11 protein-coding genes and 1 pseudogene are annotated in these 16,693 nt (G+C 69.5%); 3 read left to right on the top strand and 9 right to left on the bottom strand.

Features of this window, described 5'->3' with window-relative positions:
* The first annotated feature begins 105 nt into the window (after nucleotides 1-105).
* Entirely contained in the window at nucleotides 106-384 is a 279-nt protein-coding gene (locus TsocGM_RS28050) for an ACT domain-containing protein (protein ID WP_126728133.1), read from the top strand.
* On the opposite strand, the gene TsocGM_RS24690 is transcribed toward TsocGM_RS28050, so the two are convergent.
* From TsocGM_RS24690 to TsocGM_RS24650, 9 genes are all read right to left on the bottom strand, one after another.
* Nucleotides 362-1,207 (bottom strand): sugar phosphate isomerase/epimerase family protein, encoded by an 846-nt coding sequence (locus TsocGM_RS24690; RefSeq protein WP_126728132.1) that lies wholly within the window; start codon nucleotides 1,205-1,207, stop codon nucleotides 362-364. The two genes, TsocGM_RS28050 and TsocGM_RS24690, sit on opposite strands and share 23 nt — an antisense overlap.
* Before the next feature lie 74 nt (nucleotides 1,208-1,281).
* Nucleotides 1,282-2,430: a Gfo/Idh/MocA family protein gene (locus TsocGM_RS24685; protein ID WP_126728131.1), complete on the bottom strand. Its 1,149-nt coding sequence runs from the start codon at nucleotides 2,428-2,430 to the stop codon at nucleotides 1,282-1,284.
* A 111-nt stretch (nucleotides 2,431-2,541) separates the two neighbouring features.
* Nucleotides 2,542-3,600: a sugar phosphate isomerase/epimerase family protein gene (locus tag TsocGM_RS24680; RefSeq protein ID WP_126728130.1), complete on the bottom strand. Its 1,059-nt coding sequence runs from the start codon at nucleotides 3,598-3,600 to the stop codon at nucleotides 2,542-2,544.
* A 774-nt stretch (nucleotides 3,601-4,374) separates the two neighbouring features.
* Entirely contained in the window at nucleotides 4,375-5,610 is a 1,236-nt protein-coding gene (locus TsocGM_RS24675) for a cupin domain-containing protein (RefSeq protein ID WP_126728129.1), read from the bottom strand.
* 143 nt (nucleotides 5,611-5,753) lie between these two features.
* Nucleotides 5,754-7,901, bottom strand: a complete 2,148-nt coding sequence (locus tag TsocGM_RS24670) for an ArnT family glycosyltransferase (protein ID WP_126728128.1) — start codon at nucleotides 7,899-7,901, stop codon at nucleotides 5,754-5,756.
* Nucleotides 7,902-7,943: 42 nt separating this feature from the next.
* Entirely contained in the window at nucleotides 7,944-9,482 is a 1,539-nt protein-coding gene (gene xylB, locus TsocGM_RS24665) for a xylulokinase (RefSeq protein ID WP_126728127.1), read from the bottom strand.
* Nucleotides 9,479-10,333, bottom strand: a complete 855-nt coding sequence (locus TsocGM_RS24660; protein WP_233579178.1) for an MBL fold metallo-hydrolase — start codon at nucleotides 10,331-10,333, stop codon at nucleotides 9,479-9,481. The genes xylB and TsocGM_RS24660 overlap by 4 nt, the downstream gene beginning before the upstream one ends.
* 97 nt (nucleotides 10,334-10,430) lie before the next feature.
* The gene (locus tag TsocGM_RS24655; protein ID WP_126728126.1) at nucleotides 10,431-11,462 is read right to left on the bottom strand and encodes a methionine synthase; all 1,032 of its coding nucleotides are present in this window, start codon (nucleotides 11,460-11,462) and stop codon (nucleotides 10,431-10,433) included.
* A gap of 47 nt (nucleotides 11,463-11,509) precedes the next feature.
* On the bottom strand, nucleotides 11,510-13,537 hold the full coding sequence (locus TsocGM_RS24650) for a M1 family metallopeptidase (protein ID WP_233579176.1): 2,028 nt from the start codon (nucleotides 13,535-13,537) through the stop codon (nucleotides 11,510-11,512).
* Nucleotides 13,538-14,065: 528 nt separating this feature from the next.
* Here TsocGM_RS24650 and TsocGM_RS24645 point away from each other — a divergent pair.
* Together TsocGM_RS24645 and TsocGM_RS24640 are read left to right on the top strand one after the other, a co-directional pair.
* The gene (locus TsocGM_RS24645) at nucleotides 14,066-15,367 is read left to right on the top strand and encodes a DUF1501 domain-containing protein (protein ID WP_126728125.1); all 1,302 of its coding nucleotides are present in this window, start codon (nucleotides 14,066-14,068) and stop codon (nucleotides 15,365-15,367) included.
* Between the two features lie 516 nt (nucleotides 15,368-15,883).
* A pseudogene (locus tag TsocGM_RS24640) lies at nucleotides 15,884-16,693 on the top strand (PPC domain-containing protein); the annotation flags it as partial.

Genomic DNA, 16,693 nt, shown 5'->3' with positions numbered 1-16,693 from the left:
GAGATCGCGCGGCGACTGGGGATCGGCCGGACGTCGGTCCGCCGCATCCTGGCCGCCGGCTGACGGCCAGGGCCGCCCTGCGCTCGGGCCGCGCGGGCGTCAAGGATGGTCTTCACCGGACGGATACGCTCCGTCTCCCCCAGCGTCCGGGCCGAGCGAGGCTGGTGGCTGCTCCTGGTCCAAGGGCCGTTGCCGATCGAACTGACAGGAGCGCTCGCAGCGATCGCTGGCCCGCTGGCCGAGGCCGGGGTCCAGGTGTTCGTAGTCTCCACCTTCGACACGAAACCTCAGAACGAACGTCCCTCGATCGTGGATCACCTCGAAGACGGTCGACTCGGCGGGAGGCCGAAGCCCTGCAAGATCAGCGGCCGGTGCGTTGTTTGATGAACGCGAACCCGTCTCGGCAGAGCCCCATCGGGTCGGGGAAGAGGTCGCGCCAGACCCGGGTCGCCGCGGCCAGCGCCGGCAGGGCCCGGCCGAAGGCCTCGATCGTGTACGATCCGTCGAACCCGATCGCGCGGAGCCCCTCGAAGTACTCGTCCCAGTGGACCTGGCCGGTGCCGGGGGTCCCTCGGTCGTTCTCCGAGACGTGGACGTGCGTGATCCGATCGCCGCAGGAGACGATGGCCGCCTTCTGGGACTTCTCCTCGATATGGGCGTGGAAGCTGTCGTACATCATCGTGCACGACGGGTGGCCGACGGCGTCGACGAAGCGGGCGGTCTGCTCGGCGGTGGTGAGGAAGTAGTTCTCGAACCGATTGAGGTATTCACAGGCGAGCAGAACGCCGTGTCCCTTCGCCTTCTCGGCGACGCGCTGGAGGGTGTCGACGCCGAGCTTGAACTCCTCGTCGGTCGGCGCCGCCCCGGAGAACTGCCCGAGGGCCGAGTGGATCGGCCCGCAGAGCACCTCCGCGCCGGCGGCGGCGCAGCAGGCGAGCACCCCGTCGAGGTGCTCGACCGCCGCCTTGCGGACCGAGGCATCGGGGGAGATGGGGTTGGCCTGCGGAGCCATCACGGTGACGGCCGTCGCCGCGAGCCCCAGCTCCCGGAGCCGCTTGCCGAGCCGCTCGTACGGCGCGGTGTCGCTCCCATCGAAGATGGGCAGCTCGACGCTGTCGAAGCCGATCGCCTTGAGCTGCTCCAGAATTGGGTCGTGCTCGGGCCGGATCGTGTCGGTCCAGAGCAGCAGGTTCATGCCGATCTTCATCGCGGTCGGTCCCTCGGGTCTGGCGCTGGGAAACCTCGGACGGGGTGCGGGGCGTTCGGAGGCAGGCCGTCGGGTCAGACGGGGACGACGTCTTCCCACTTCTTCTGCTCGGCCGAGTCGAGGACGGCGTCGCAGACGGCCTGCGTGGCCAGGGCGTCGCGGAAGGTCGGCGGGCAGGGCTTGCCCTCGGCGGCGGCGGTCAGGAAGTCGGCGAACTGGTGAATGAAGGTGTGCTCATACCCGATCTGGAGGCCGGGAACCCACCAGTGCTTCATGTAGGGCATGTCGCCGTCGGTGACGTGGACGGAGCGCCAGCCGCGGACGATCGAGTCGTCACGGTGGTCGAAGTACTCCAGGCGGTGCAGGTCGTGGAGGTTCCAGCGGATCGAGGCGTGCTCGCCGTTGATCTCCAGGGTGTAGAGCGCCTTGTGGCCTCGGGCGTAGCGGGTTGACTCGAAGAGGCCGAGCGAGCCGTTCTCGAAGTGGCAGAGGAAGGCGCAGGCGTCGTCGATGCCGACCTTTTCGACCTTTCCGGTGAGGTTGTGCTTGCGCTCCTTGATGAACGTCTCGGTCATCGCGCAGACGTCATGGATCTTGCCGTTGAGCCACAGCGCCGTGTCGATGCAGTGGGCGAGCAGGTCGCCGGTGACTCCCGAGCCGGCGGCGGCGGCATCGAGGCGCCAGAGGGCGGCGCCGCCCTGGGGGAGGTCGGCGGAGATGGTCCAGTCCTGGAGGAAGTTGGCGCGGTAGTGGAAGATCTTCCCGAGCCGGCCCTCGTCGATCAGTTGCTTGGCGAGCGTCACGGCCGGAACGCGGCGGTAGTTGTACCAGACGGTGTTCGGCACGCCGGCCTTCTCGATGGCGTCGACCATCTGCTGGCCCTGCTTCAGGTCCATGGCCAGCGGCTTTTCGCAGAGGACCATCTTGCCGGCCTCGGCGGCGGCGATGGCGATCTCGGCGTGGGTGTTGTTGGGGGTGCAGATGTCGATGGCGTCGATGTCATCGCGGGCGACGAGCTTGCGCCAGTCGGTCTCGATCGACTCGTAGCCCCAGCGCTCGGCGAAGGCCTTCGCGTTGGCCTCGTCCCGGCCGCAAACGGCCTTGAGCACCGGGCGCAGGGGGGGGTCGAAGAACTGAGGGACCTGCTTGTAGGCGTTCGAATGGGTCCGGCCCATGAAGCCGTAGCCGATGATGCCGATGCGGAGGTCTTTGGTGGCGGGCATGGTTTGGTTCACCTCGAGATCAGCGTCGGGTCCGCCGCGCCGCGGACCGTCGCGTGTCCAGGGAGGAGGTCCGCCGGGCGGACCCGACGAGATCGACCCATCCGAATCGATTCAAGAAACCCAGCCGTGTTGGTCGCGGACGGCGATCATCTGGGCGAGGATGTCATTCCAGGTCTGCGGCTGCATCATCACGGAGTTGGGGAACATGCAGCCGTCCCAGCAGATATGCTCGAACTTTCGGGTGAGGTTCCCGGTGCCGTCCCGTAGCCAGAAGCCGGCGTGATACGGGATGTCGAGCTTGCCGTTCGGGTCGTTCGGCAGGCAGTGGCGGCCGGTGTGGTCGTGAGAGCCGGAGCCGAAGACCGTGGCGTCGTTCTGAGCGACGTGGAAGTCGATTGTCCAGGGGCGCAAGGCGTCGGTCAGCGTCCGGAGGGCGGCGTCCAGCGCCTCCTTGTCTCCCCAGGAGAAGTCCTTGGGAAGGATGCGGTCCTCGGGGGCGTTCTCGCCGAGGGTATAGAGGAGGGTGTGGGCCATATCGGCCTGGAAGCCGACGGTGTCGGGCTCGCCGACGCGCTCCAGGAGGTCGACCATCTTCTTCCAGGAGTGCATGCCTCCCCAGCAGATCTCTCCCTCGGCGGCGAGGCGCTCGCCGTGATCTCGGGCGATGGCGGCGGCCTGCTTGAAGGTTTCGGCGATCTGCTTCTGGCTGTTCTCCGGGTCGTTGGCCCAGTCGGCCGGAGAGCAGGCGGAGTCGATCCGCACCACGCCGTAGGGACGGATGCCGAGTTCCTTGAGCTTGCTGGCGATGCGGCAAGCCTTGCGCACTTGTGTGAGGAACTTCTCGCGTCCCTCGCCGGGGTCGTTGGCAGGCCCGCCGCCGGTCGGCGGCCAGACGGGGGCGACGACCGAACCGATGACGAGCCCGCGCGAACGGACCTTGTCGGCCAGCGCCTTCAGGTCGTCGTCGCTGGCGTCGATGTCGACGTGGGGGGCGAAGAGAAACAGGTCGACGCCGTCGAACGTGATCCCGTCGACCTCGGCCGAGGCGGTCAGGTCGAGCATGGTGTCGAGGTCGATCGGCGGGTCGTTCCCCTCGCCGCCCTTGCCGACGACGCCAGGCCAGGCGGCGTTGTGAAGCTTCGGAGCGGTGTTCGAGTGGCCGTTGCTCATGGCGAGGTCCTTCGTCGGGCGGGTCGCGCCCGTCCCCAAGGGTCCCGGTGGGCGACGCCCACCCTAAGCGATCCGACCGGTCGTCGGCGAGGGTGGCGGGGCCGCCCTGGCCGCCTCGACCGTCTGGCGGAGCAGCAGTTCGACACGACGGGGTTCGGGAATCGTCTCGAGGCGATGCGATTCCAGGTTCTCGGCCGTGCCGAGCGCGAGGTCCGCGATCCTGGGGGGGCCCCGACCTGGACGCGGACGGCCCCCAGGCCGTCGGAATCCTCGATCCGGTGGATGCCCACGACCCGATCCAGGTCGATCGTCCGGAGCTCAATGCTCCGTTTGTCCCAGGTCGGGCTCCGCATGATCACGCGACGATCCGTGAGTGCGTAAAGGTGATGCCGCCGGGGCCACCGCCGGGCGATGGCTCCCTTGGGGCTTGCGGCCGATGCGATCGCGGTGATCGCGGCGGCAAGGCCCACGGCGATCCCCAGGACCGAGAGCTTCCCGGCGGCGTCGTCCTCCGCTCGGATGAGCTGGGAGGAGACGGCGAACGCGGCTGCGCTCCCAAGTCCCAAGGCGATCGCCGCCAGTCCCGCCAACACGGAGTTTCCCGGCCGAAACGGCTCCTGGTGGCTTCGAGCGGCCCGGAGCAGGCGATCGCCGAGAATCCGCTCCTCGATGAGCCGCTTTCGGGCGTCCTCGTTCAGCTCGGCGAGGATTTCCTCGATCTCGGGCGGTTGAGGACCGTCCATCGGCGATGCTCCGGGCCGGGAGGGCGGGGGATCAGCTCGTCTTGTGCGCCCCCACCTTCGGCAGGTCCTTGTGGACGTTCGGGCCGAAGTAGCGGAGGCTGACGAACGGCTCGCTGCCGGTGTTCGTGAAGGTGACGCCAGCGGCGGCGGCCTTGGCGGTGATGAAGACCTCGTCCTTGGTCACCTCGCCGAAGCGGATGTAGACCGGGGAATCGACCTCCAGGGAGCCAATGGTGCCGGAGCCCTGGGTGACGATCAGGCCCGAGGCGCCGGGGTCGACGATCTTGGTGGAGTAGCCGGGCATGACGGTCAGCTCGCAGGCGCTGAAGAGCTGCTGGCCGTTGATCGTACCGTAGACGACCCACCGGTCGACGTAGCCGCGTCCCTCGCCGCCGGATCGGACGACGGGCTCGAGGTAGTGATTGTCCTTGAAGTGCTCGTCGACGTTCTGCTCCCAGTCGAGCTGGTCGACGAGGTAGTCGAGGTCCTGGTGGTACTCGGGAGGGACGTCCTTGACCAGCAGCTCCCAGGGGACGCGGCGGCCCTCGACCATCGACTGATACATACCGAAGACGTCGGAGCCCCACTGCGGCTCGTAGGTCACCAGCGAGCCGGGGGCGTGCAGCACGCACGGGGGGATGAGCCAGCCGGTGCCGGGCTTGAGGCGGTAGGCCCGGGAGTAGTCGAGGATGCCGTTATCTCCCTGGTTCCAGCGCTCCAGGCAGCGGCGGACGTCCTCCTTCGTGGTGCCTGGTTCCAGGCCCATGAAGGTGTAGGGGAAGTTGTTGCCGGTCCAGTTGTGCTGGGGGGGGAAGTAGTAGCTCTCCGGCTTCCCCTCGAGGCCGAGCTTCTTGGCCTGCTCGGCGTTCTGGTGCATGTGGTGGGGGATCGGCCCGAGGTTGTCGAAGAACTTGGAGTAAACGGGCCACTTCTTGTAGGTGTCCCAGATCTCCTGGCCGATCATCTCGGCGCCGTGGGCGGCGATGGCGTCTCGGAGGGTGAAGCGGTCGCCGCCTTCGGTGACGACGTAGGAGAGGCCCTCGTCGGGAGGGGCCCCCTCGTTGGCGGCGGGGGGGGTTGAGGCGAACCAGCGCTCGTCGATGCCGCCGCGGTGGGTGCCCAGGGCGTAGAGATCCTGGCGGGCGAGCTTCAGACGTCCGCCGGGCATGAGAAAGGAGCGGGGGACCCAGGTCGGGGCGAGGCGAAGGATGCCCTCCCCGTCGTCGAGCGCCTTGCGGGCCCGGGAGTCGATATTCTGGTCGCTCATGGCGGTCGCGGTCTCCAGCTTGGGCCGGCGCGCACAGGGGAATTGCCCGCCGCGGGCCCTCGGACGGTCGGTGGCGCCTCGCAAGATCGATGGCGGATCGGGCCTTTGGTTGTAAACCCCGGGATCGGCGGACGCAAGCACCTTCAGTCGTCCTCCGCCCCGCTCGGCGGCACCCCCGGAGCGACCGGCGCCGCTTCCCAGATCGGGGCCAGCCGGGCGGCGTCTTCCTCGTCGATCCGATAGAGGAAGATCGAGTAGCCGACCTGGTCGATCGGCTCCAGCCGCTGGAAGTAGCTGAAGGCGTTCCACTGGGCCTGGAGGGGGATGAACGCGTATCTCGGCTCGATCTCGGCGAGGAAGCTGTCATAGACGCGCCAGGGGAGCCCCCGCAGCAGCGAGGCGCTGACGGCGTACAGCCCCGGGGCAGGGGGGGCCTCCCCGCCGCGCTGGAGAACCCTCGGCGGCTCGAGGCCAGGCTTCCAGCCCCCGGGCCGAGCCGGCGGGAGGAACCAATCGAGCGGCTCTCCGCGCAGGTTGAACACCCCGGGGCTGATCTGCCCGAAGTAGGCGATGCCGACCCGTTCCCCGGGGGCGTGCTCGTCGAGCCATCGCTTCAGGCCGACGAGGTCCTGGCCCCAGTCGAGGTTGCTGTCGATCAGGTGCTCCGACCCGCGTTTCGCCCCGCCGGAGGCCCAGTTGAAGTAGGCGAGATAGTGGGGGTGGATCAGCAACGCGGCGGCCACCGAGACGGCAAGGCTCCCCACCACCACGGCCTTCCCCGCCGTCCTCGCCCTCCCCGAGAGCCCTGCCGCCCACGGCGCCAGCCGGCCGACGGCGATGAAGACGTAAGGGAAGACGCCAAGCACATAGCGCAGGCCGATGGCGATGTTTGTCCCGAAGCTCATCACCAGCACGACGACCGCCGGGACGATCCAGAGGGCCGCCTCGTCGACCGCCGACGATCGGGCCCGGCGGGAGATCGGGAGGACGGCCAGGGCCAGGAGCACCAGCGCCCAGGTCCCCTCGGGAACCTTGTAAACAAGCGTCATCAGGTAGTAATACCACCAGCTCTCGTCGCTCTGCTTGCCGTCGAGGAAGACCGGGTAGCCGGAGAGCGCCTCGGGGGGGAATTGGCTCGCCCTCGGGTCGTCGGCGAAGAGCATCGCCCGCTTGGGGACCCCCTCGGCCTCCAGCTTCTGGTCGTCGAAGCCGAGCAGGTAGGCCTCCGGCAGCGGTGCGGGAAGGCGGGCCAGCGGGGTGTCTCGGAAGCGATTGACGCGATACTGGAGCACGCCCGCCTTCAGTTCCGGCTGGAGCTGGTCGGGCCGCTCCCGAGGGGCGACCAGGGGGCGTTCCCGATCGTCGGTCAGGGTATCGCAGGTGAACGGGAAGTCGCCGAGCGGCTTGCCGACCCCCTTGAAGCCGTAGCCGAGATTGATGACCAGGACGCTGAGGGCGAGCATCGCCATCCCCTGCGCGGCCGATCGGGCGACGCGCCCGAGCCGGCCGGTCGGGCCGCCCTCGGTTAGCTCCCGGATCAGCCAGAGCGCCGGCCAGAGCCCGTAGAGCAGCAGCAGGCTGAACTTCGTGAGCTGGCCGATCCCGAGCAACAGGCCGGCGATCGCCACCCGGGACCAGCTCGGTCGCTTCAGATAGTTCCAGAAGGCATAGGTCGCGGCGACTCCGATCGCCGTGGCCGCGGCGTCGGTGGTGATCAACCGGCAGTGGGCGAGGATATTCGGGCAGAAGGCCCAGAGCGTCAGGCTGAGCAGCCCTCCCCAGGCCCCCCAGAGGCGACGGGACCAGTCGAAGACGACCAGGCCGCCGATCAGGGCGAACGTCGGGATGATGAGGCGGGCCGGCGCCATCAGCTCGAACAGCCGAGGGGCGTTGAGCAGCATGAAGCCGTGGGCGAAGGCGGTCTTGTTCGCCTCGGCCCAGCCCCACTTCGGGTCCCGGTACAGCGGGGCGGTTTCGGGATCGGCGGCGAGGACCGGCAGGGCGGTCAGCAGCTTCACCAGCGGGGGATTGTGCGGGTAGAGCCGGAACGAGCCGGTTTGCCAGTAGCTGACGCCGGCCGGCAGGTGGACGACCTCGTCGACGGTGGGATTCTCCCGGAGCAGGCTGAGCACGGCCAGCGACCACTGAATCCCCAGCAGCGCCGCCACGAGCACGATGAGCCGGGGGCGCGTGAGGATCGGGCGGGACTCCTCTCGGGGAGGGCTGGGCTCGGGGCCGGGAGCGGCCTGAGGCCGGGGCTTCGGCGGGGAGGTCGCTCGGCGTCGGGGCATCGGAGGGCTCCGGGTCGGACGGGCGGGCGGTCGATCTCGGGGTCAGCCGCCGCCGACGAGCCCGGCCATCTGGGCGAATCGCTCCCGGAGGTCGCCGTAGAGTCCTCGGTAGATCGCGTAGGCCGACTCGTAGTACGCCTTCGCCGGGGGATCGACGGCAATCGTCTCGGCGATCGAAATCGTCGCGTCGCAGGCCTCGGCGACCGAGCCGAAGGCGCCGGTCCCGACCAGCGCCAGCAGCGCGACGCCGAAGGCGGGCCCCTCGCTCGCGTTGATCGTGCAGGCGTCCTGCCCGTAGATGTCGGCCTGGATTTGCCTCCAGAGCGGGTTGCGGGCGCCGCCTCCGGAGAGGCGGATCTGGTTGACCGGAGCGCCCATCTCCCGGATCAGCTCCAGACAGTCCCGCATGGCGAAGGCCGCCCCCTCCATCACCGATCGGATCAGGTGCGCCCTCCCGTGCCGGACGGTCAGCCCGATCCAGCCCCCCCGGGCGAGCGGGTCGAAGTGGGGGGTGCGCTCGCCGGTCAGGTAGGGCAGGAAGAAGAGCCCCTCGGCCCCGGGGCCGACGGTGGCGGCCTCGTCGGTGAGCAGGAAGTACGGGTCGACCCCCTGCTCCTTCGCCGCGATCACCTCGGCCTGGCCCAGCTCGTTGCGGAACCACTGCATGCTGCCGCCGGCGGCCAGGACGACGCCAAAGGCGCAGTAGTCGCCCGGCACGGCGTGGCAGAAGCGCTGGAGCCTCCCTTCAGGGTCGAAGCCAACCCGATCCAGGTGGGCGAAGACCACTCCCGAGGTCCCCATCGTGGCCGAAACCGCCCCCGGCCGGACGATCCCGTTGCCGACCGCGCCGGCCGGCTGATCGCCGCCGCCGCCAACGATCGGAGTCCCCTCGGCCAGGCCGGTCGCCTTCGCCCCAATCGCGGAAACCCGAGCGGAGACCTCCGGGCTCTCGAAGCAGTCGGGCAGGAGCGAGCGGTCGAGGTCGAGCTTGCCCAGCAGCTCGTCGCTCCAGCGCCGGTTGGCCACGTCGAGCAGCAGCGTGCCAGAGGCGTCGCTCACCTCGGTGGCGTAGGTGCCGGAGAGCCGGTAGCGGATGTAGTCCTTCGGGAGCAGGACCTTCCGGACCCGATCCCAGTGCTTCGGCTCATGGCGGCGGACCCAGAGGAGCTTCGGCGCGGTGAAGCCGGTCAGGGCGCGATTGGCGACCATCCGGACGAGCTGCGCTCGGCCGCCGGCCCTCGACTCGATCTCCTCGACCTCCTCGCCGGTGCGCTGGTCGTTCCAGAGCAGGGCCGGGCGGACGACCGCTCCGGCTTCATCCAGGAAGACCGAACCGTGCATCTGGCCGCTCAGGCCGATGCCGGAGACGTCGGCCGGCGTGAGCTGTGCCTTCGCCATCACCTCGCGGACGGTCGAGACGACGGCCTCCCACCAGAGCTCCGGGTCTTGCTCCGACCACCCGGGCTTCGGGTAGGAGCACGGGTACTCGGCCGAGGCCCCGGCGAGGATCTCGCCGGTCTCCCGGACGGCCAGGGTCTTCGTGCCCGAGGTGCCGATGTCGATCCCCAGCGAGACGCTCACGACCGGATCTCCCAGCGCTGGCCGCACCGCAGCACCACCGGCTCAACCCCGGCGGTAAGCCCCCGGGCCGCCTCAATGAACTCGGCGACCGGCACGGTGTTGAACGTGAACAGATCGTAGTGATGGGGCACCAGCCACCTCGGCCGGCAGGTGTTCGCCAATTCGACCGCCTCGGCGGCCGACATGTTCCCCGGCACTCTCCGGCGCGGATCCCAACCGTTGATGGGCAGGAAGAAGGCGTCGAACGGCCCCGGGCCGAGGTTCTCGGCCAGGCCATCGTAAACGACCGAGTCCCCGCTGTGGTAGAACCGCACGCCGTCGGCCTCGACCACGAAGCCGAGATACAGGCAAAGCCCCGCGGCGTCCTTGTCCAGCCCCTCATGAGCCGACGGCAGGGCCCGGACCTTGAACCCGGCCCGCTCGTACTCCCAGCCGTCGTCGAGCCCCACCAGCCGCTTGCTCGGCAGGCCGAGCTTCTCCGAGTGGTGGATCAGCGCCTCCGGCACGCACAGCTCCGCCGACGGGTTGGCGCCGAGCATCGGCGAGAGGGTCCGAGCGTCGAGATGATCGGTGTGCTTGTGGCTGGCCAGCACCAGATCGACGCCCGGCACCTCGTCCCCCCGCAACGGGCATTCGGTCATCCGGATGTGCGGCGTGTCGGTGCCCTCGTACTTGATCGTGAGGGATTCGGAGAGATAGGGGTCGATCACCAGCGTCCCGAACCGGGACTTGTAGACGAACCCGCTCTGCCCGAGCCACCAAACGGCGATCGTCCCCGGCTCGGGCACCGTCTCCCGGATCTCGATCGCCAGCTCGGCCCCCTTCTTGACGGGCTGGATCAGTTCGGGCATCGCACTCCTCTCGATCGGATCTCGGCGCCGCGTTCTCGAGGACCAAAACGGAGGCCGAACCGACTCCCGACGCGCCTCCCTCGGATCCGGATCATCATCAATCCTCCCGTCCCAACGACCGCCGGACGAGCCGGACGCCCTCGACCATCGCCCGGGCCTTGGCCGTCGCCACGTGCCGGGCCGTCTGCGAGAAGCCGCAGTCGGGCGTCACCGACACCCGGGCGGCGTCGACGTGCCGGAGCACCGTCCGCAGCCGATCGGCCACCAGATCCGGAGGCTCCACCCAGGAGTTCTTCACGTCCACCAGACCGACGGCCACGTCCATCGACTCGGGAAGCTCGGCCAGCAGCTCGACCTCCGCCAGCTCCCGGCTGGCGAACTCCATCGCGAGCTGGTTCACCTTCGCCCGGCCGACGTGGGGAAACAGGGGCCGGTACGACCGCCAGCCGACGGCCCTCGCCCGGTAGTTGCCGAAACACATGTGCATGCTAATGTAGGCATTCACTCCTTCGACGGTCCGGGCCACGATGTCGAGGAAGACCTCGGGAGCGTCGGGGTGGCAGGCGAAGCTCGGCTCGTCGAGCTGGAGGAACTCGACCCCCTCGGCGGCCAGCGCCTTCAGCTCGGCGTTGACGATCGGCACCAGGGCCTCGGCCACGCTCAGGCGATCCGGGTAGACGTCTCCGCCGGCGATGCATCCGGCCAGGGTGAACGGCCCGGGGACGGGCATCTTGGTGGGGGCGTCGGTCAGGAGCCGGAAGCGGCGGAACTCGTCGACGGTGCCCAGGCCCCTCGGGGCGGAGAGCGGGGAGACGCAGCGGTACTTGCTCCGCTGATCGTGCGCGGGGGCCCCCCACCGTCGGGCTTGGGGGATCGGCTCGATCCCCTCGAGCACGTCGTAGAAGCCCAGGTTGAAGTCGACCCGCTGCATCTCGCCATCGGTGATCCGATCGAGCCCGGCCCCGAGCTGGTCCCCCACCACCACCCGGACCGCGTCTCGCAGCGCCTCCTCGCGGTCGGCGGGGCCGTAGCGGTCGGGGCGGGCGGCCACGTCGGCGACAAAGGCCTCGTACCAGCCGGGGAACGACCAGCTCCCGATGACGGTGGCGGGGATGAACGGTTCGGGCATGGGAGAGGACCCGGGGCGGGGTTGCGGGGGAGGCCGATCGCGATCGATCAGCGGTCGCCGGGATCACCGAGCAGCAGGTCGAGCGACTCGACGGCGATCGGATGGTACTTCGGCCGAGCCATCGCGTAGATGGTCCGGGCGCGGTCGAGCTGCCCGGCATCGACCATCGCCTTGTAGAGCGGCATCAGGAACTTGCGCCGGCCGATCGTCGTCAGGAAGCGGTCGAGGCGGGCGTCGGCCTCGCCGTAGCCGGCTCGGATCGTCAGCTCGAGCCAGGCGCAGGCGATCTCGGCGTTCCCCCGCTGGGTGAGCATCAGGGCCCGGTCCAGCTCCCCGACCCGGGAGGCGGGCAGATCGGCCGGCATCGCGCCGAGGAAGTGCAGCCATTCCTGCGTCGACCAGTCCTTGGTGTCCAGCTCCCGGGCCTCCAGGTCCCCGGCGAGCCACGCCTTCGCCTGCCGGTCGACGGCGGCGAGGCGCCCGGACGTCGGCTCGTCGATCGGAGGCAGGCCGGGAGCGTCGAGCCAGGAGCGGAGATCGATCCGCCGAGCGGCCTCGGGCTCGGCCTCGAACAGGTGATCGACCAGATGACGCTCGAACTGCCCGGTCGTGATGCTCTGGAAGGCGAAGCGGTCGAAGTAGCCCCGGAGGAAGTCGTCGAACCGGTCCCTCCCGAAGGCCCGCTCGAGCTCCCGGAGGAACAGGGCCCCCTTGTCGTAGGGGACCGAGGTGACATTCTCGTCCGGGTCTCGGCCCCAGAGGTCGATGTGGAGCACCTGGTCCCGCTCGTCCAGCTCGCTCAACTCGTCCCGGAGGCCGTCGAGGGCGAGCACCTGCTCCATCTCGGCCCGATCGGCACCAAAAACGTCCTCGATGATCCGACGCTCCAGGTACGAGGTGAACCCCTCATTGAGCCAGAAGTCGTCCCAGGTGGCATTGGTCACCAGGTTCCCTGACCACGAGTGGGCCAGCTCGTGCGCCACGAGCGAGACGAGCGACCGGTCTCCGGCCAGGATCGTCGGCGTGGCGAAGGTGAGCATGGGGTTCTCCATGCCGCCAAAGGGGAAGCTCGGCGGCAGGACGAGCAGGTCGTACCGGCCCCAGCGATAGGGGCCGAACCGCTCCTCGGTCGTGGCGATCATGGCGGGCGTGTCGGCGAACTCGAAGGCGGCGGCCTCGATCAGGGCCGGCTCGGCGTAAACCCCGGCCCGGTCCCCCAGCGGTCGGAACTCCAGGTCGCCGACCGCCAGGGCGATCAGGTAAGGCGGGATCGGTCGCTCCATCGAGAAGGAGAACCGCCCCGGCTCCGGCTCCGGAGCCCGTCGGCCGTCGGCTCTCGAGGTCCCGAAGTTCCCGTCGGCGCTCATGACCGCCTTGAGGCCGGCGACGCCGGGGCCGGCGACCTCGACGATCGCGTCGTAGGTCACGCGAACGCCGGGAGAATCCTGAAGGGGGATCCACGATCGGGCGTGGATCGCCTGCGACTGCGAGAACAGGAACGGCGACCTCCCGCCGGCCGTCTGCGCCGGGGTCAGCCATTGCAGGGCGGAGGCGTCGGGAGAGGTCTCGAAGGCGATCGCCACCCGGCCCTCGGCCTGCCCGATCGATTCGATGACCAGCGGGGTCCCGTGGATCGGGCTCCCGTCGGATCGCGCTCCACTCGGGAAGAGGAGTCGCTCCTCCTCGGGGACCTGCGGGACCTCCAGCCGGAAGGGCAGCGACACCGGCTCCCCGCCCGGCCTCGGCGCGACGACGCTCCGGATCGCCAGTCCGCGAGTATCCAGCCAGAGATCGGCCTCGGGGGGACACTCGGGGGACCGATCCAGGTCGAGGGTCGCCGTCCCCGAGATCGTCCTCGACTCGAAATCGACCCGGAGTCGCAGCGAGACATGCCGTACCCGGATCTGGTGCGGGTTGCCCCAGGAATGGACATCGACCTGCCCGGGAGGCAGCCCCGCTCGGGACGGCGGGCGGTTCGGATTCTCGTCCTGGGCGGCGCTTCTCCCTTGAAGCGCCATCCCCCCGATCACCCCGATCGCCCAGACCAAGAGAATCGGCCGGATCCGCATCCTCATTCCCCGCGACCTCCCTTGGACGTCCCGCCGATGCCCCCGGAGGCTCGCCCTCGCCTCGGTCCCGACTCGGCCGCTCCCTCCGTCTCGACCGACTTTACCCGCCGGCCCCCTCCGGCTCCAGGGTCCATCCCCCTCGGGACCCGCGGCGGTCCCCCCCCCCCTCGGCCCGGGAACCGCTCCCGTGGGAGCGCCGCACCTCCGGGGGAGAGCGGTTCGATCAGTCTTCGAAAAAAATTCCAACGCCTCTTGCATCCATCCCGTATCACCTAGTATGTTCGACCGCACCCGAGTGTTTAACAATCATTTTCAGACGCGACGGATCGCCAAAAATCCCGCGGAATGGGGCCTCGATCGACCGACCATCCTCCCCCGATCGTCCATCCTTCCGACGCGCAGTCGACTCCCCCAACGACAGCCCGCAGCACCCTCCTCAACCGCCCCTCCCGATCCCACCGGCAGTGAAGCCCCGCCGGACGGCGAGGGGCCTGGAGCTTGACTCCTCCCCCTTCCCCGTAAGGAGACGTCCGCATGACTCTCCCGATCCGATCGATCGGTCGCCGTGGGTTCCTGACCGTCGGCGCCTGCGGCTTCGGCCTCACGCTGGGAGAGCTCTTCCGCCTGCGAGCGAAGGCCGAGCAGAAGGACTATGGCCCGATCGAGGCGAAGGCCGACTCAGTGATCCACATCTTCCTGCCGGGCGGGATCGCCCATCAGGAGACGTTCGATCCGAAGCCTTACGCGCCCATCGAGTACCGGGGGGAGCTGGGCACGGTCCAGACCACGATTCCCGGCGAACCGTTCAGCGAGACCCTGGGCAAGACCAGCCAGATCGCGGACAAGCTGACCGTCATCCGTTCGATGACCCACGGCGAGGCCGCCCACGAGCGCGGCACGCACAACATGTTTACCGGGTATCGGCCCAGCCCGGCCTTGCAGTACCCGAGCATGGGGAGCGTCATCGCCCACGAGTACGGGCCCCGCAACAACCTGCCGCCGTATGTGTGCGTCCCGAGCATGCCGAACGAGTACGCCGGCACCGGCTATCTCAGCTCGGCCTTCTCCCCGTTTTCGCTCGGCAGCGACCCGGCGAGCAAGGGCTTCCGGGTGCAGGATCTGGACCTGCCCGGCGGCGTCGACGAGTCCCGGTTCGCCACCCGGCGATCGGCGCTGGACGCCGTCAATGAGTACTTCCGCAAGCGGGAGAAGTCCGACGAGCTGGCGGCGATGGACACCTTCTACGATCGGGCCTACAGCCTGATCAGCTCCCCCGACGCCCGAGCGGCCTTCGACATCAACGCCGAGCCGGAGTCGATCCGCAACGAGTACGGCATGAACCAGGCCGGCCAGCGGATGCTCATGGCCCGCCGCCTGGTCGCCGCCGGCGTCCGGATGGTCACGCTGACCTACGGGGGCTGGGACATGCACAACGGGATCGCCAACGGCATGCGCCGCTTGATGCCCGCCTTCGACCAGGCCTTCGCCGCGCTGATCACCGACCTGGAGCGCAACGGCCTGCTCGAGCGAACGCTGGTCATGGTTTCCAGCGAATTCGGTCGGACGCCGAAGATCAACAACACCGCCGGCCGCGACCACTGGCCGAAGGTGTTCAGCGTGGTGCTGGCCGGCGGCGGCGTCAAGGGCGGCTACATCCACGGCGCCAGCAACGCCACCGCCAGCGACCCGGATCGCGACCCGGTCGGCCCCGAGGATCTGGCGACGACCGTCTACCACCAGCTCGGCATCGTCGCCGACAAGGAGCTGATGGCCCCCGGCGACCGCCCGATCGAGATCGTCGACGGCGGCCGAGTCGTGACCGAGTTGCTGGCCTGAACCCGGCCGGGCGAGGAGCGAACCGGGGCCCGGAGCGCCTTCCTCGGGAGGGCCTCGGCCCCCGGCTTCCCCCTCGCCGGAGACTCGAGGATGCCCAGGACGCTCCACGCGCGCGACCGGCTTCGGCGGATCGCCCGACCCCGAGCGCGGCGGGCCCGGATCGCCGGGACGAGGTCCGGGACGGCGGTGAGGTCCGCCCTCAGGCCGACCTTCCCTTCCGACCGGTTCCCTCCCGGTCCTCCCGTCCCCGCTTCCGCTCCGTCGCCGATCCCGGGGCCGTCGGCCTCCTCCCGACGGTCAACCGATCGGACCAGCCCCTTCCCCCGGCGCTCGCAAGGCCCAGCTCCGGGCGCCTCGCCCTCCCTGGCCGAGAACCGGGCCGAGATCGAGGATCGCGAACTCCCGTCGGGACGGCACCCGCCGCGATCGCCACTCAAGCCGGATGGATCCGGACGACCGACCCTCGCCTCACCCCTCCCCCACCCCGCCAACGACGCCGACCCCGCGAGGATCGCCATGCGCCTCCCCCGCTTCTGCACCGTTGTCGCCCTGGCGCTCCTGATGGCCCCGGCCGCCTGGGGATCAAGCCCCCAGCTCGCCAACGTCCTGCCAGCCGGCGGCCAGCGCGGCACCGAGCTCGAGCTGACGCTCTCCGGAGCCCGGCTCGGCGACGCCCAGGAGATCCTCTGGTACCAGCCAGGCATCGAGACGCTCGGCATCACCACGGTCGATGACAACACGATCACGGCGACGATCCGGATCGCCCCAGACGCCCGGCTCGGTCTCTACGACCTCCGCGTCCGCACGGCGACCGGCCTGAGCCACCTGCGCACCTTCAGCGTCGGCCCCGATCCCGAGGTCGCCGAGGCCGAGCCGAACAACGACTTCGAGCAGCCCCAGGCCATCCCCCTCGGCGTGACGGTGCTCGGCGTCGCCGAGAACGAGGACGACGACTACTTCGTCATCGAGGCCACCAAGGGGCAGCGAATCACCGCCGAAGTCGAGGGGATCCGGCTGGGCAAGACCCTGTTCGACCCCTATGTCGCGATCCTGAACACCGACCGCTTCGAGCTGGCCCGCAGCGACGACGCCAGCCTCGTCCGCCAGGACGCGATCGCCCAGCTCATCGCCCCCGAGGACGGCCGCTACATCATCCAGGTCCGGGAGAGCGCCTACCAGGGCAACGGCAATTGCCACTACCGGCTGCATGTCGGCCACTACCCGCGTCCCTCGGCCGTCCTGCCGGCCGGCGGGCCGCTCGGAGAGACGGTCGAGGTCCGCTGGATCGGAGACGTCGAGGGGGAACGGACCGAGGCGGTCACCCTC

The organism is Tautonia sociabilis (assembly GCF_003977685.1).
Taxonomy (GTDB): domain Bacteria; phylum Planctomycetota; class Planctomycetia; order Isosphaerales; family Isosphaeraceae; genus Tautonia; species Tautonia sociabilis.
Note: the sequence above shows the minus strand (reverse complement) of the source record. Positions and strands in the feature narration are given on the sequence as shown.

What these genes read in the sequence shown, in the direction of transcription:
- TsocGM_RS24690 (WP_126728132.1), bottom strand. Translation starts at nt 1,207, where the DNA reads ATGAAGATCGGCATGAACCTGCTGCTCTGGACCGACACGATCCGGCCC.
- TsocGM_RS24660 (WP_233579178.1), bottom strand. Translation starts at nt 10,333, where the DNA reads ATGCCCGAACTGATCCAGCCCGTCAAGAAGGGGGCCGAGCTGGCGATC.
- TsocGM_RS24645 (WP_126728125.1), top strand. Translation starts at nt 14,066, where the DNA reads ATGACTCTCCCGATCCGATCGATCGGTCGCCGTGGGTTCCTGACCGTC.
- TsocGM_RS24655 (WP_126728126.1), bottom strand. Translation starts at nt 11,462, where the DNA reads ATGCCCGAACCGTTCATCCCCGCCACCGTCATCGGGAGCTGGTCGTTC.
- TsocGM_RS24680 (WP_126728130.1), bottom strand. Translation starts at nt 3,600, where the DNA reads ATGAGCAACGGCCACTCGAACACCGCTCCGAAGCTTCACAACGCCGCC.
- TsocGM_RS24650 (WP_233579176.1), bottom strand. Translation starts at nt 13,537, where the DNA reads ATGAGGATGCGGATCCGGCCGATTCTCTTGGTCTGGGCGATCGGGGTG.
- TsocGM_RS24685 (WP_126728131.1), bottom strand. Translation starts at nt 2,430, where the DNA reads ATGCCCGCCACCAAAGACCTCCGCATCGGCATCATCGGCTACGGCTTC.
- TsocGM_RS28050 (WP_126728133.1), top strand. Translation starts at nt 106, where the DNA reads ATGGTCTTCACCGGACGGATACGCTCCGTCTCCCCCAGCGTCCGGGCC.
- TsocGM_RS24670 (WP_126728128.1), bottom strand. Translation starts at nt 7,901, where the DNA reads ATGCCCCGACGCCGAGCGACCTCCCCGCCGAAGCCCCGGCCTCAGGCC.
- TsocGM_RS24675 (WP_126728129.1), bottom strand. Translation starts at nt 5,610, where the DNA reads ATGAGCGACCAGAATATCGACTCCCGGGCCCGCAAGGCGCTCGACGAC.